Genomic DNA, 13013 nt, shown 5'->3' with positions numbered 1-13013 from the left:
ACTCGTTCCGCGCCGGTCCGTGAGGACGGCCCCGCTTCCGCGACCACCATTCCTCCTTGTCGCAGGAGCGCTGCACAGCCATGTCCGTTTCCAGTCTTTCCGCGCGCCCGGTTTCGGGCGTCTCCTTCCTCGTGCTCGCCGGGCTCCTCTGGGGTACCGGCGGCCTGCTCGGCCGGATGCTCGGTGAGCAGTCCGGCATGTCCTCGATCGCCGTCTCGACCTACCGGCTCGCCGTCGGTGGCTCGCTGATCTGCCTGTTCCTCCTGGTCACGGGCCGGAGCGTGCCCAGAACGGCCTCGGCGTGGCGGCGGGTGGTCGTCATCGGCGCGCTCGCGGCGCTGTTCCAGGGCTGCTACTTCGCAGCCGTCTCCATGACGTCCGTCAGCATCGCCACCCTGGTCACGATCGGCACCGGGCCGGTTGCCGTGCTCGTCGTCGAGCGGCTCACCGGGCGCGGCCGCGCCGGTCTGCGGCCGGTGCTGGCAGTTGCGCTGGCGCTGGTGGGTCTGGTGCTGCTGGTCGGGGTGCCGGGGGCCGGCGGGGGCGACGTACTCGCCGGCGCGGCCCTCGCGGTGCTCTCGGGCTGCGGGTTCGCAGCCATGACGCTCGTCTCCGCGCGTCCCGTGGCCGACCTCGACGCGCCGACCTGCACCGGTCTCGCGTTCCTGCTCGGGGGAGTGCTGCTCGCGCCGCTGGCGTTGCTGGGCTCGCCGAACGGGTTGTCGTTCATCCCCGACGCGACGTCGCTGCTGCTGCTCGCGCTCTTCGGCATCGTGCCGACCGCGCTCGCGTACAGCCTGTACTTCCGCGGGCTCGGCAGCGCGTCGGCGGGGGTCGGGGTGCTGATGTCGCTGATCGAGCCGCTCACCGCGGCGGTGCTGGCCGCGTTGCTGCTCGGCGACCGGCTCGGCGTCACCGGCGTCGCGGGGGCGGTGCTGCTGGGAGCGGCGGTGCTGCTGGGCGGCTGGTCTCAGCGGGCGGAGCGGGAGCGCAGCTCGTAGCGGCGCTCCGCGTACGCGATGTCGTCGCGCCACAGCCGACGCGCGGTCAGCGCCATCAGCGGGCGCAGCGCGGCGGCGACGCGGCGGCTGTGCACGAACCCCGGACGGTCGGAGTGCGCGACGACCGCCTCGATCACGGCCGTCCGGGGGCGCCCGTCGGAGCCGGGGCGCATCGGTGTCGCGTGTGTCTCGACCACCGTGCCGGTGCCCTCGCCGTCGACGATCTCCATCGTGATCGTGCGCTCGTCGGGACAGCTGAACTCGGCGTGCACCGGCACGCCGAGCTTCCCGCCGAGCGTGAACGTCACTTCGACGAGAAATCGGTCCTCGGCATTCGTGCAGGTCACGGTCGGTGCGGAGAGCACCTCGAGTGCGGCGAACGAGTACGGGTGCAGCCATGCCCCGTGCCACGGGTCGAGCCGGTTGGCGATCACGTCGTCCGGCTCGCAGCGCCCGACGACGGTCGCGACGGCGGCGAGGCTGCGCTCGGCGGGCGGCCGCGGCCCCAGCACCGGCACGTCGGTCGGGGCGCCGCTCGCGTGCTCGTCCAGCCGGACCCAGACGAGCACGCCGTCGTCGTGCGCCGGCAGGGTGCGCCAGCCGGGACGGCCGCCGGGGCCGAGCGAGAGGCCGTGCCAGCGGCAGACCAGCTGCCCGTCGTGCACCGGGGCGTCGCACAGCGCGGCGCCGAGATGCGGGCACGCGCCCGGCCCGGCGTGCACCGCGCCGTCCGCGTCGCGCCACACGACGAGCTCGCGACCTGCGACGACCCGGCCGAACGCCGCGCCGTCACGGACCTCGCGGCTCCCGGCGAGCACGAACCAGCCACCTGCGGGCCGGGCCCGGGCCCGTTCGAGCGCCGCGTTGATCAGCGCCGGCTTCGCGTCCTTCCAGGTGGGCCGTTGCTCGGCCCACGCCGGGCGGCGCAGCCGGCGCAGCGGGTTGCCGCGCCGATCGCTCACCCGGCAGAACCTGTCACAACCACTGGTTGCGGCGGAACACCCGGAAGAGGAACGCACAGATCAGAAAGCTCACGACCAGCACCATCGGGAAACCGAACGACCACTGGGCACCGGGGATGACATCGAAGTTCATCCCGTAGATACCGGCGATCATGGTCGGCACGGAGATCAGAGCGACGTACGAGCTGATCTTCCGCATGTCGGTGTTCTGCCGCATCGTGATCTTCGCGAGCGCGGCGTCGACGAGCGAGGTGAGCAGTTCGTTGAAGCCCGCGATCCGCTCGGTGACGGTCACCAGGTGGTCGTCGACGTCGCGGAAGTACGAGCGCACCTCGTGCGGCACGAGCGAGCTGTACCCCTCGGTCAGCTTGCGCACCGGCGCCGTCAGCGGCACCACGGCCCGTCGCAGCTCGAGCACCTCGCGCTTGAGCACGTAGATCTGCTCGGCGTCCATCGTCGAGCGCGGGGTGAAGACCTGCGCCTCCATGTCGTCGATGTCGTCCTCGATGGCCTCGGTGACCTCGAGGTACGTGTCGACGACGTGGTCGGCGATGGCGTGCAGCACGGCCGCCGGGCCGAGTGCCAGCTGTTCCGGGTCGGCCTCCAGGTTGCGCCGGACGTCACGGAGCGAGGAATGCTCCCCGTGCCGGACGGTGATCACGAAGTCGGGCCCGACGAAGGCCATGACCTCGCCGGTCTCGACGATCTCGTGCTCGGCGTGCGGCTCGCTCTTGCCGATGTAGCAGACCGTCTTGAGCACCATGAACAGCATGTCGTCGTAGCGCTCGATCTTGGGCCGGTTGTGCGCGTGCACGGCGTCCTCGACGGCCAGCTCGTGCAGGCCGAAGACGTCGGCGATACCGGTGATCTGCTCCTCGTCGGGCTCGTGCAGCCCGATCCAGACGAAGCCGTCCTCGCGCTCGCGCACCTCGGCGAGAGCTCGCTCGTGGGTCCAGCGCCCGGGGAGGCGCTCGCCCTCGATGTAGACGGCGCAGTCGACGATGTAGGCGGAGATCGGGACGCGCAGCTTCGGCAGCAAGGCGGGGGCGGGCTTGCGGCTGCCGGCTACGCGCAGCGCGGGCTTGAACGCGGACAAGGGCGGCACGGGGTACCTCCGTGGTGGTCGGGGGCACGACGATGTGCGTGTCGTGCGGGCGTGGAATCGCGCCCCGACCGGGGAGACCGTCAGCAGGCCGCCATGTCGGGAACGCGGCGACTACTGCAACCGGGTGCCGTCGGCACCGCGCTCACCTCCTCGTCCTCTGCTCGGTCCTGTGTCGGGCGCCATGTCCGAATCCGGCAACACGGCGTGACCCAGCGGCTAGATTACTCCCACCAACGATGCTTATCGGCGATGGAGGCGACAGCGTTGCAGTTCGGTCGGTATTTCGAAGAGTTCGAGGTCGGGGCCGTCTACAAGCACTGGCCCGGCAAGACGGTCACCGAGTACGACGACCACCTCTTCTGCCTGCTGACCATGAACCACCACCCGCTGCACATGGACGCCAACTACGCCGAGGAGACGACCGAGTTCAAGCGCAACGTCGTCGTCGGCAACTACATCTACTCGCTGCTGCTGGGCATGTCCGTGCCCGACGTCTCCGGCAAGGCCATCGCCAACCTCGAGGTCGAGTCGCTCAAGCACACCAAGCCGACCTTCCACGGCGACACCATCTACGGCGAGACCGAGGTGCTGGACAAGACGCCCTCGAAGTCGAAGGACGACCGCGGCGTCGTCTACGTCGAGACCCGCGGCTACAAGCAGGACGGCACCGTCGTGTGCACGTTCCGCCGCAAGGTCATGGTGCCCAAGCGCTCCTACGGCGACGCGCGGGGCGGGGAGCAGCCGGGCCGACCGGTGCCACAGGTCTAGTGCACTAGCGGCGACTCACCGGCACTTGATGTCCGTCCACTTGTAGGTGCCGCAGCGCTCGCCGGAAGGGCACCACTGGCAAATCCGGCAGGCCAGGACGCTGTGGTTCGGCAGGCAGGCGCACTGTTCCTCTGGCGGCGTGCACGCGGCGGCATGCCCTTCGGCCTTCGGCGCCAGCATCTGGAGGAGTCGGTCGGCCATCGTGTTCAGAACCGTCATCGTGCCCGCCTCGGAGGTTGCGGTCGTCGGGGTCAGGCGGACTGTACGAGACTCACAAGACGTCTGACCAGATCCATCTCCGTGTCCGGACCGTCACTGCGGTAGCACGTTCCAACCCGTCAGCGTCTCCAGGAGTTCGGCCACCAGTGGGAGCTGCGTGAGGTCGGAGGCCGAGCACCAGCGGGCGTCCAAGGCGTCGTCGCCGGCGCGCAGCTCGCCGCCGACCACCGCGCACCGGTAGTCGCTGATCTCGAACGGGCCCCGGTGCACTACCCCGATCAGCCGCTCGACGTGCACCACCAGGCCGGTCTCTTCTTGCATCTCCCGGACCAACGCAGCCTCATGCGTCTCACCAGCCTCGATGCGTCCGCCGGGGATCGACCAGAGCCCGCGCCCGGGCTCGTTGCGCCGTTGGACCAACAGCAAGCGGCCATCCGGGTCATGGACGAGGCCCCCCACACAGGGGACGAACGGGTCACTGTGGGTCATCGATCACCACCATACGAGCCCGCGTGCCGGATACCGGATCCCCGGCCGGTGCGGTACAACTCTCGTGAAGGGTCTCCCTCCGCAAGAAATGGTGGTGTGGTGAACGTCAAGAAGATCGTTGGGCTGCTCGCGATCGCGTTGCTCATCTTCTTCGTTGTCACTCAGCCGGACGGCGCTGCGAACTCGCTGTCCAACATCGTCGGCACGCTGCGCGACGCGGCCGAGTCCGTCACCCGCTTCTTCACCCAGCTCGTCTAGGCCAGTGCTCGCCCCCCGCGAGATCGACGAGTACCTGCTCCCGACGGAGCGGAGGGTGATCCGCGTGCGCCAGCACTGGGCGTTCATGTGGAAGCACGTCACGCAGACCGCGCTGTTCCTCCTGCTCTGCGTGGTGGTCGAGCGGTACCTGCCCGACAGCGTGCTCGTCGACAACATCACGTTCTACCTCGCGCTCGTCGCGGTCCTGCGCTTCAGCGTGCTGACGGCGCTGTGGTGGATCGAGCGCATCGTGATCACCGACAAGCGGGTGATGCTCGCGCAGGGGATCATCGTGCACAACGTCGGCATGATGCCGCTGGGCAAGGTCACCGACCTGACGTTCCAGCGCAGCCTCGGTGGGCGCATGCTCGGCTACGGCACGCTGATCGTCGAGTCGGCCGGCCAGATCCAGGCACTCAACCGCATCGACTACATGCCGCGCCCCGAAGAGGTCTACGAGGCGCTCTCCGAGCTGGTGTTCGGGGAGAAGGGCAAGACGCGCGCCACCGGCATGCTCGCTAGGCCGCGCTGGCGGAAGTAGCGCGAGTAGCTAGTGTGACTCGTGGCCAGTCCCCGGATCGATCTGCACGCGCACTCCACAGCGTCCGACGGCACGGACAGTCCTGCTGAGCTGGTCGCGGCCGCGCAGCGCGCGGGGGTCGACGTGCTCGCGATCACCGACCACGACACGACCAGCGGCTGGGCGGCCGCTGCTGACGTGTTGCCGCCGGGGATGCGGCTCGTGCGCGGCGCGGAGTTCTCCTGCGTCAGCGAGACCGGGCGCGGCGACCGGCCGGTCTCGGTGCACCTGCTCGGCTATTTGTTCGACCCGGCGCACGCGGCGATCGTCGGCGAGCAGACCCGCCTGCGTGCCGAGCGCGTCGAGCGGCTGCACAAGATGACCGAGAAGATGGCGGCCGACGGTTACCCCGTCGACGTCGACCTGGTGTTCGCGCAGCTCCCGGAGGGGGCGAGCGCTGGCCGTCCGCACCTGGCCCGCGCGCTCGTCGCGGCGGGCGTCGTCGGCTCGGTGAACGAGGCGTTCGCGACGCTGCTCTACAGCGGTAGCCCGTACTACGTGCCGAAGGCGGACACGCCGGTGCGGACGGCGATCGAGATGGTCCGCGCCGCGGGCGGGGTCGCCGTCTTCGCGCACCCGCTCGCGCGCAAGCGGGGCCGGGTCGTCGAGCCGTCGGTGATCGCCGCCCTCGCGGCCGTGGGGCTGGCCGGCGTCGAGATCGACCATCCCGACCACGCTCCGGAGGACCGCGAGCTCTTGCGCGGGCTCGCCGCCGATCTCGGGCTCGTCGGCACCGGCTCCAGCGACTACCACGGCACGAACAAGACGACCCCGATCGCGGCCGAGACGACCGGCGCCGACGCGTTCGAGCAGCTCGTCAGCGGTGCGACGGGTGTCGGCGTGATCGGTGCCTGACGCGCAGTAGTGTCGGTGCCATGCAGCTCGGGCTCGACTTCTCCACCCCGCAGCTGGTGCGCGTGACCCCCGCCAAGCTGTCGACCTGGGGGGACTGCCCGCGGCGCTACCGCATGGCCTACCTCGACCGGCCGGCCCCGCCACGCGGCGGCGCGCGGGCCCCGAGCACGCTCGGCGCCGTCGTCCACCTGGCGCTCCGGGCGCTGTTCGACCTGCCGACGGGGCAGCGCACGCCAGAACGGGCGGCCGCGCTCGTCGACAAGTACTGGTCGAGCGAGGGCTTCCGCGACCAGGAGCAGGTCAGGCGCTACCGGGATCGAGCGCGGGCGTGGGTCGCGGACTACGCCACCGACCTGGAACACGACGGCACCGAGGCCGTCGGCCTGGAGCAGTGGGTATCGGTCGCCACCGACCGGATCGTCGCGGAGGGCCGGGTCGACCGGATCGACCGCCGGGGCGCAGAGCTGGTTGTCGTCGACTACAAGACCGGCCGCAAACCGACGGACGACGACGCCCGCCGCGCGCCTGCGCTCGCGCTCTACGCGGTCGCCACCGAGCGGACCTTGCGGCGCACGTGCCGGCAGGTGGAGCTGCACCACGTGCCGTCGGGGACGGTGGCGGCGTGGCGCCACGACGACGCGTCGCTGCGCGCGCACGTCCAGGCGGCCGAGGCGACCGCGGGGGAGATCGCCGAGGCGGCGGCGGAGCTCGAGGCCGGCGGCGACGCCGACCGGCTCTTCCCCACCCGGCCGGCGCCCCGCTGCGGGTCGTGCGACATGCGGCGCAGCTGCCCCACCGGCAAGGCGGCCGCGCCGGAGCGGGAGCCATGGGCGCAGCTGGAACCGTGATGGCACGGCACGGGCGCGGCTTCCTGCGCGGCTTCTCGGGGCTGCTCGCGGGCGGGTTGGTGCTGCTCGCGCTCGTGCTCGTGGCTACCCAGTTCCTGGCCGCCGGCACCGACGGGCCGGGCACGTCGATGCTCGTCTGGCACGGTGTCGCGGCCGTCGTGGCTGTCGGTGCGCAGGTCCACGCCGACCGCACGCCCGGGCCGCGGGGCACGGTCGCGGCACTCGTCGTGGTCGGGATCGCCGCCGCGGTGCTCGCGTTCCTCTGGCTGGCGTAGAAGCTCCCCACCGTTTTGTGCACTTGCGCGCTGAAATGGCGCGCAGGTGCACAAAACGGTGGGGAAGTTTCGGGTCAGCGGGGTGGGTCGGGGCGGCGGAGGATTCGCCGGGCGCCGAAGAGGGCGGTGCGCAGCGACCACAGGCCTGCGGTCGTGACGGGTTCGGCGATCCAGTCGGGCGGGCGGGGGATGCCGTAGAGGTCGCGGGCCCAGCCGGGCAGCATGCCGATCGCGACCGCGGCGACGGTCGTCCACACCGGCCGGGCCGGGGTGAGCAGCTCCAGCCGGAGCGGCAGCGGAGCCACCGCGAGCCGCCGGGCGGCGAGCTTGGCGGTGGGGCTCGCCACCAGCTGGGGACGGATGTCGGCGAAGTACTGCTCGACCTCGTCGCGGCTGGTGGGGAGGTCGGTGGCGCCGAGCAGCGCCCCCGCGCGGACCTGCTCGGCGAGGAAGCGGTCCTCCTCGTCGGCGTCGATCACCCCGAGCCGCCGGACGGCGCCGACCATCGAGCTGACCTCCGTGACGTGCACCCAGCGCAGCAGCTCGGGGTCGTCGGCGGAGTAGGTGCGCCCGGTCACCGGGTCGGTGCCGCGAACGACCTTGTGGATCCGGCGGACCCTGGCGACCGAGGCGTCCGCGGTTGCGGTGTCGGCGAACGCGAGCGTCGTGACGTAGCCGGCGGTGCGTTGCAGCCGCGGCCAGAAGTCGTCGGGGAAGCTGGAGTGCTGGTCGACGCCCGCCATCGCGCGCGGATGCAGGGTCTGCAGGAACAGCGCGCTGATCCCGCCGATCAGCGCGGCCGGATCGCCGACCACACGACGGGTCGCGCTGCCGACCGGGAAGTAGCCCTCTTCCGTGCGGGCGTCAGAGCCGGGAGATTCGCTCACCCCCACAGTGTGCTCCAGGAGGGCCCATCAGGCCGGGACGAGCGCCGCCAGAACGGGTCCCCGCTGCTCCAGCAGCACGTCGCCGAGCACCGCCAGCCGCACCGAGTTCATGCCGGCGGGCCGGATCACCGGGATCGTGCGCAGGACGGCGCCGCTCGCCGGGTCGAGCTCAGCCAGCCCGTCGGGGACGGGCACGAGCAGGCTCTCCCCGTAGGGCACGGCGGGCCCGAGCGTTCCCGGCACCGTCCAGACGGGGGTCAGCTCGACGGCGTCGAGCGCGACGGTGCGGGAGCCGCTCCACCAGTAGTAGCGCTGGCCGTCGGTCTCGACGGTCGGGGTCCGGCCGGGTGGGACGGGTGGGAGGTCGGCCTCAGGCACGTCGAGCGGCACGGTGGCGACCTCGATACCGGCATCGTCGAACACGATCAGCCTACTCGGCCCGGGCACTGCCACCACGGCCCGCTTGGGGGTGGCGACGAGCACCGTCGCCGAGTCGCTCGGCAGGTCGACCGTGTAGCGCTCCTCCGGCGTCTCGTCCTCCTTGCCGGCCGGGTTGACGCTGCGCAGCTGGTCGTCGGGGTCGTCAGGGCAGCGCTGGACGACGGCGAGCCGCTCGTTGCCCAGCACGACCGACCCGTTGGTGCAGTCGGCGTGCTCCTGGTTGTCGTGCTCGACCGGGGTGACGATGTCGCCGTACTCGAGCGTCTGGACCAGGTCGTTCCGGAAGACCTCGAGGTACGTCGCGCCGGTCCCGGCGACGAGCGAACCGTTGCTCAGCAGGCGTGTGCCCGGCCGGAGGTCGGGGTTGCGCGCCCCGACCTGGGCGCCCGTGTCGGGACGCAGGGACGTCAGCTCGCTGCACCACCCGGTGCCGTTGTCGAACAGCGCGAGCACCTGGCCGCCGCCCTTGTCGCTGTTGGGGAACGCGGCGGTGACGGTGCACAGCGGGATGTTGCGGCGGTAGCTCCACGCCTCCGCGCCGGTGCTGGCGTCGCGCCCCGAGACGGCCGAACCGTCGCCGGTGACCACCGCGGGGCCCGCGACGACGGGCACGGGCGTGGCACCGCTGGGTGCCTGCCAGGCCTCGCGGAACGCGGCCGGCGCCGGCCCCGTCCACGTCGGTGGTGCCGCGACGGGCACCTGCGCCTCTTGCGCCACGGTGTTCGCGACGGGACTGTTCGCCCAGATCAATCCGCCTGCGACGAGCAGGACGACGGTGATGACGGTGATCGCGATGACGTCACCTCGGCGACGCCGCTCCGGTGGCACACCACGCAAAAGCGGCGAACGCGGGGGACCCGCGTCGCCGCTCTGCTCGACGGTCGACGTGCTCAGCTGGCCGCCGCGTCCTGTGTTGCGGACTCGGCGACGGCGGGCTCGCCGCCCACCTCGGGGCCGGAGCCGTTGCTGCGCCTGCGTGCGCCGCCACGGCGCCGCCGCCTGCGCGGCCGGCCGGCCTCGCCGTCGCCAGCGGCCTCCGGGCCGGTGGTAGGTGCCGCGTCGACGGCGCCGGCCTCGACCTTTGCCGCCTCGACCGGCTTACCGGACGCGTCGGACACCGCCTCGACGCCCTCGACACCGTCGAGGGCGACGCCGCCCCGGCTGCGGGTGCGCGTCCTGGCTTGGCGCGGCTTGCGCGCCGGCGCGACCGGCTCGTCGCGACGACGGCCGTTGCGCTTGTTGCGGCTGCCGTGATCGCCCTCGGTGTCGACGTACTCGGCGTCGAGCCCAGCGCGGGTGCGCTGCGAGTGCGGGAGCCGGCCCGTCGCGTTGGTGGGGATCGACAGGTCGGTGAACAGGTGGTCGGACGTGGAGTACGTCTCGACCGGCTCGTCCATGCCGAGGCTCAGATCGTCGCTGACGAGCTTCCAGCGCTGGATCTCGTCCCAGTCGACGAGCGTGACCGCAACACCTTCCTTGCCGGCGCGGCCGGTGCGGCCGATCCGGTGGACGTAGGTCTTGGAGTCCTCGGGGCACTGGTAGTTGATGACGTGCGTGACGTCGGTGACGTCGATGCCGCGGGCCGCGACGTCGGTGGCGACGAGCACATCGACCTTGCCGGAGCGGAACGCGCGCAGCGCCTGCTCACGGGCACCCTGGCCGAGGTCGCCGTGGACGGCCGCGGCGGCGAACCCGCGCTCGGCGAGGTCGTCGGCGACTCGCTGCACCGTGCGCTTGGTGCGGGCGAAGATCATCGTCAGGCCGCGTTCCTTGGCCTGCAGCACCCGTGTGAGCAGCTCGACCTTGTCCATCGCGTGCGCGCGGTAGACGAGCTGGCGGGTGCGCTCGTGGATCGAGCCCTGGTCGGACTCCTCCGCGCGGATGTGCGTCGGCTTGTTCAGGAACGCGCGGGACAGCGCGATGATCGGGCCGGGCATCGTGGCCGAGAAGAGCATCGTGTGGCGCTTCTCGGGGAGCATCCGCAGGATGCGCTCGACGTCGGGCAGGAAGCCCAGGTCGAGCATCTCGTCGGCCTCGTCCAGCACCAGCGCGCCGACGCGGCCGAGCACGAGGTGGCGCTGCTCGGCGAGGTCGAGCAGGCGGCCGGGCGTGCCGACGACGACGTCGACGCCCTTGCGCAGCGCCGCGAGCTGCGGCTCGTACGCGCGGCCGCCGTAGATCGCGGTGACGCGGATGCCCAGGTGGCGCCCGGCGTCGGCGAGGTCCTTCGCGACCTGGACGCACAGCTCGCGGGTCGGCACGACGACAAGCGCCTGCGGGACGTCCTTGAGCCGGTCGGCGGCCTCGCCGTCGAGGGTGGCCGCGGGACGCTCGGCGGGCGGCACGATCCGCTGCAACAGCGGGACGCCGAAGCCGAGGGTCTTGCCGGTGCCCGTGCGGGCCTGGCCGATGACGTCCTCGCCGGCGAGCGCGAGCGGGAGCGTGAGCTCCTGGATCGCGAACGTGCGCTCGATGCCGGCCTCCGCCAGCGCCTTCACGATCTCGGGACGGACGCCGAGCTCGGCGAACGTGGGGGAATCGGGGCGCACGGGGGCACCGGCCCTGAGCGGGTGCGCCTCCTCGAGCACTTCGGCCTCGAGGTCGGCCGCTGTGGAGTTGTCGGGGGTGGTCTCGCTCGATGTGTCGTTATCGACGGACAGGGTGATCGCCTCTCTCCGCGCACAGGAGCCCGGGGCCGGCTCGTCGACCGCCGGCGACAGTGAGCGTCGCGCTGGGCAGGAGAGCCGACGAGGCGCTGCACGCACCAGGTCGTTGTGGCCCGGTCCGGTCGGACCGCTGTTCGGGAGACCAGCCGGGGCCACGGGTAGGCGCGCACCCCAGTCAGGGCGCTGCGCTGGTGCACATCCTACCCGCACGGAAGGATCAGCGGCAGGGTGCCGTGCCGGAATGGCGGGTGACGTTCGCCGCGCGCCCGCCTCGCCGACGTCGACGGCCCGTCATAGCGTTGTTGTCGGGATAACGATGTAGCGGCCTAAGCTTCACCCCATGGTGACTGCGCACGTCGGCGACGCCGATCAGGCTAGAGCCGATAGGGCTGCCGTCGACCTGCTCGGTGTGCTTGCATACGGCGAGCTCTCCGCGTTCGACCGGCTCGCCGAGGACGCCCGCACGGCCCCGACGCTCTCGGGGCGCGCCGCGCTCTCGGCCATGGCAGCCGCCGAGATCGGCCACTACGGGCTGCTCGAGGAGCACCTGAAGGACTTCGGCGTCACCGTCGAGGACGCGATGCGGCCCTTCGTCGTGCCGTGGGACTCCTACCACGCGTCCACGGCTCCGCGCAGCTGGCTGGAGTCGCTGGTCAAGGCCTACCTGGGCGACGGGCTGGCGGCCGACTTCTACCGCGAGGTGGCCGGCTGGCTGCCGGGCACGACGGGCGACCTGGTGCAGCGCGTGTTGGCCGATACGGGCTACAGCGCGTTCGCCGAGCGCGAGGTGCACGCGGCGTGCGCCGAGAACCGTCAGGTGCGCGACCGGCTCGCGCTGTGGGGCCGGCGGCTGCTCGGCGAGGCCGTCACGCAGGCGCAGCAGATCGTGGCCGAACGCGACGAGCTGGCCGAGTTCATCGTCACCGGCTCCGGCGACCTCGCCGGCATCGGCACGCTGCTCAAGCGCCTGCAGTCCAACCACGGCAAGCGGATGGCGAAGCTCGGGCTCAACTAGCACGGAGCCCGGGGGACTCGCCCGCTGGAACGTGCAACTCGCGCGCTGGAACGCGGGACTCGCGCGCTGGAACGTGGGACTCGCCGCGTGGAGGGCGAGTCTCGCGTCTCGGCGGGCGAGTCCCACGTTTCGGTCGGCGTGTTCCGCGTTCTGGTGGGCGAGTCCCGCGTTTCGCCTAGGGCTGACCGCCCGCGGCCTCCTCGGCGCCCGTGCTCGACTAGCCTGGGCGGCGCCAGCTGAGGCAACCTCAGCCAGTCCAGCAAGTGCGTTTCGCACGTTTGACGACCAGGAGGTCCCGGTGGAGGTCAAGATCGGCATCGCGGAGAGCGCGCGCGAGCTCGTGGTGTCCAGCGACCAGACCCCGGATGAGGTCCAGGATCTGGTCGATGCGGCGCTGAACGGCAAGGACGGCCTGTTGCGCCTTGTCGACGAGAAGGGGCGCCGGTACGTCGTGAAGGCGTCGCAGATCGCCTACGTGGAGATCGCGCCTGCGGACGCCCGCAAGGTCGGGTTCGCGATCGGCTGAACGTGAACGAAGACGGCCACCACGTGAAGGTCACGTGGTGGCCGTCTTCGGTGGAGCTCGATCAGGGACAGCCGGAGCAGAGCGTCGCCGTGCAATAGCACGCCGAGCACGTCGCACC

General features: G+C 71.7%; 16 protein-coding genes. 9 read left to right on the top strand and 7 right to left on the bottom strand.

The window, feature by feature from the left end; all coding sequences use genetic code 11:
* Nucleotides 1–80 precede the first annotated feature (80 nt).
* The gene (locus tag LL648_RS00965) at nt 81–1001 is read left to right on the top strand and encodes a DMT family transporter (RefSeq protein ID WP_232660432.1); all 921 of its coding nucleotides are present in this window, start codon (nt 81–83) and stop codon (nt 999–1001) included.
* Here the strand turns inward: LL648_RS00965 and LL648_RS00960 are convergent.
* On the bottom strand, nt 971–1963 hold the full coding sequence (locus tag LL648_RS00960; protein ID WP_232660431.1) for a DUF5914 domain-containing protein: 993 nt from the start codon (nt 1961–1963) through the stop codon (nt 971–973). The genes LL648_RS00965 and LL648_RS00960 overlap by 31 nt on opposite strands.
* 13 nt (nt 1964–1976) lie before the next feature.
* Nucleotides 1977–3068 (bottom strand): magnesium and cobalt transport protein CorA, encoded by a 1092-nt coding sequence (locus LL648_RS00955; RefSeq protein WP_374111950.1) that lies wholly within the window; start codon nt 3066–3068, stop codon nt 1977–1979.
* 264 nt (nt 3069–3332) lie between these two features.
* On the opposite strand from LL648_RS00955, the gene LL648_RS00950 reads away from it, so the two are divergent.
* The gene (locus LL648_RS00950) at nt 3333–3836 is read left to right on the top strand and encodes a MaoC family dehydratase (RefSeq protein ID WP_232660930.1); all 504 of its coding nucleotides are present in this window, start codon (nt 3333–3335) and stop codon (nt 3834–3836) included.
* Between the two features lie 15 nt (nt 3837–3851).
* Here the strand turns inward: LL648_RS00950 and LL648_RS00945 are convergent, their stop codons facing one another.
* Both LL648_RS00945 and LL648_RS00940 read right to left on the bottom strand, forming a co-directional pair.
* The gene (locus tag LL648_RS00945; RefSeq protein WP_232660430.1) at nt 3852–4055 is read right to left on the bottom strand and encodes a hypothetical protein; all 204 of its coding nucleotides are present in this window, start codon (nt 4053–4055) and stop codon (nt 3852–3854) included.
* A gap of 93 nt (nt 4056–4148) precedes the next feature.
* A complete protein-coding gene (locus LL648_RS00940) occupies nt 4149–4544 on the bottom strand; it encodes an NUDIX hydrolase (RefSeq protein WP_232660429.1) in 396 nt (131 codons plus the stop codon).
* Between the two features lie 99 nt (nt 4545–4643).
* On the opposite strand from LL648_RS00940, the gene LL648_RS00935 reads away from it, so the two are divergent.
* From LL648_RS00935 to LL648_RS00915, 5 genes are read left to right on the top strand one after another with little or no spacing between them, the layout of a single operon-like run.
* Nucleotides 4644–4802 carry a hypothetical protein gene (locus LL648_RS00935; RefSeq protein ID WP_232660428.1) on the top strand — a complete coding sequence of 53 codons (159 nt, stop codon included), beginning with the start codon at nt 4644–4646 and terminating at the stop codon, nt 4800–4802.
* Nucleotides 4803–4806: 4 nt separating this feature from the next.
* Nucleotides 4807–5343, top strand: a complete 537-nt coding sequence (locus LL648_RS00930; protein WP_232660427.1) for a PH domain-containing protein — start codon at nt 4807–4809, stop codon at nt 5341–5343.
* A 21-nt stretch (nt 5344–5364) separates the two neighbouring features.
* Nucleotides 5365–6237, top strand: a complete 873-nt coding sequence (locus LL648_RS00925) for a PHP domain-containing protein (protein ID WP_232660426.1) — start codon at nt 5365–5367, stop codon at nt 6235–6237.
* A 20-nt stretch (nt 6238–6257) separates the two neighbouring features.
* Nucleotides 6258–7085, top strand: coding sequence for a RecB family exonuclease (locus tag LL648_RS00920; RefSeq protein ID WP_232660425.1), 828 nt, complete (start codon nt 6258–6260; stop codon nt 7083–7085).
* The gene (locus LL648_RS00915) at nt 7082–7360 is read left to right on the top strand and encodes a hypothetical protein (protein ID WP_232660424.1); all 279 of its coding nucleotides are present in this window, start codon (nt 7082–7084) and stop codon (nt 7358–7360) included. Before LL648_RS00920 ends, LL648_RS00915 begins: the two co-directional genes overlap by 4 nt.
* A gap of 74 nt (nt 7361–7434) precedes the next feature.
* On the opposite strand, the gene LL648_RS00910 is transcribed toward LL648_RS00915, so the two are convergent.
* The 3 genes from LL648_RS00910 to LL648_RS00900 all read right to left on the bottom strand — a co-directional run bounded on the left by LL648_RS00910 (nt 7435) and on the right by LL648_RS00900 (nt 11276).
* Complete coding sequence (locus LL648_RS00910; protein ID WP_232660423.1) at nt 7435–8247, bottom strand: oxygenase MpaB family protein; 813 nt, start codon at nt 8245–8247, stop codon at nt 7435–7437.
* A gap of 27 nt (nt 8248–8274) precedes the next feature.
* A complete protein-coding gene (locus LL648_RS00905; RefSeq protein WP_232660422.1) occupies nt 8275–9516 on the bottom strand; it encodes an Rv3212 family protein in 1242 nt (413 codons plus the stop codon).
* A gap of 62 nt (nt 9517–9578) precedes the next feature.
* Nucleotides 9579–11276 carry a DEAD/DEAH box helicase gene (locus LL648_RS00900; protein ID WP_374111949.1) on the bottom strand — a complete coding sequence of 566 codons (1698 nt, stop codon included), beginning with the start codon at nt 11274–11276 and terminating at the stop codon, nt 9579–9581.
* Nucleotides 11277–11694: 418 nt separating this feature from the next.
* Between LL648_RS00900 and LL648_RS00895 the strand changes: the two genes are divergently transcribed.
* Complete coding sequence (locus tag LL648_RS00895; protein WP_232660420.1) at nt 11695–12369, top strand: ferritin-like fold-containing protein; 675 nt, start codon at nt 11695–11697, stop codon at nt 12367–12369.
* A gap of 298 nt (nt 12370–12667) precedes the next feature.
* Entirely contained in the window at nt 12668–12895 is a 228-nt protein-coding gene (locus LL648_RS00890) for a DUF3107 domain-containing protein (protein ID WP_232660419.1), read from the top strand.
* Nucleotides 12896–13013 lie beyond the last annotated feature (118 nt).

It is taken from the genome of Pseudonocardia sp. TRM90224 (genome assembly GCF_021245725.1).
GTDB lineage: Bacteria > Actinomycetota > Actinomycetes > Mycobacteriales > Pseudonocardiaceae > Pseudonocardia.
Note: the sequence above shows the minus strand (reverse complement) of the source record. Positions and strands in the feature narration are given on the sequence as shown.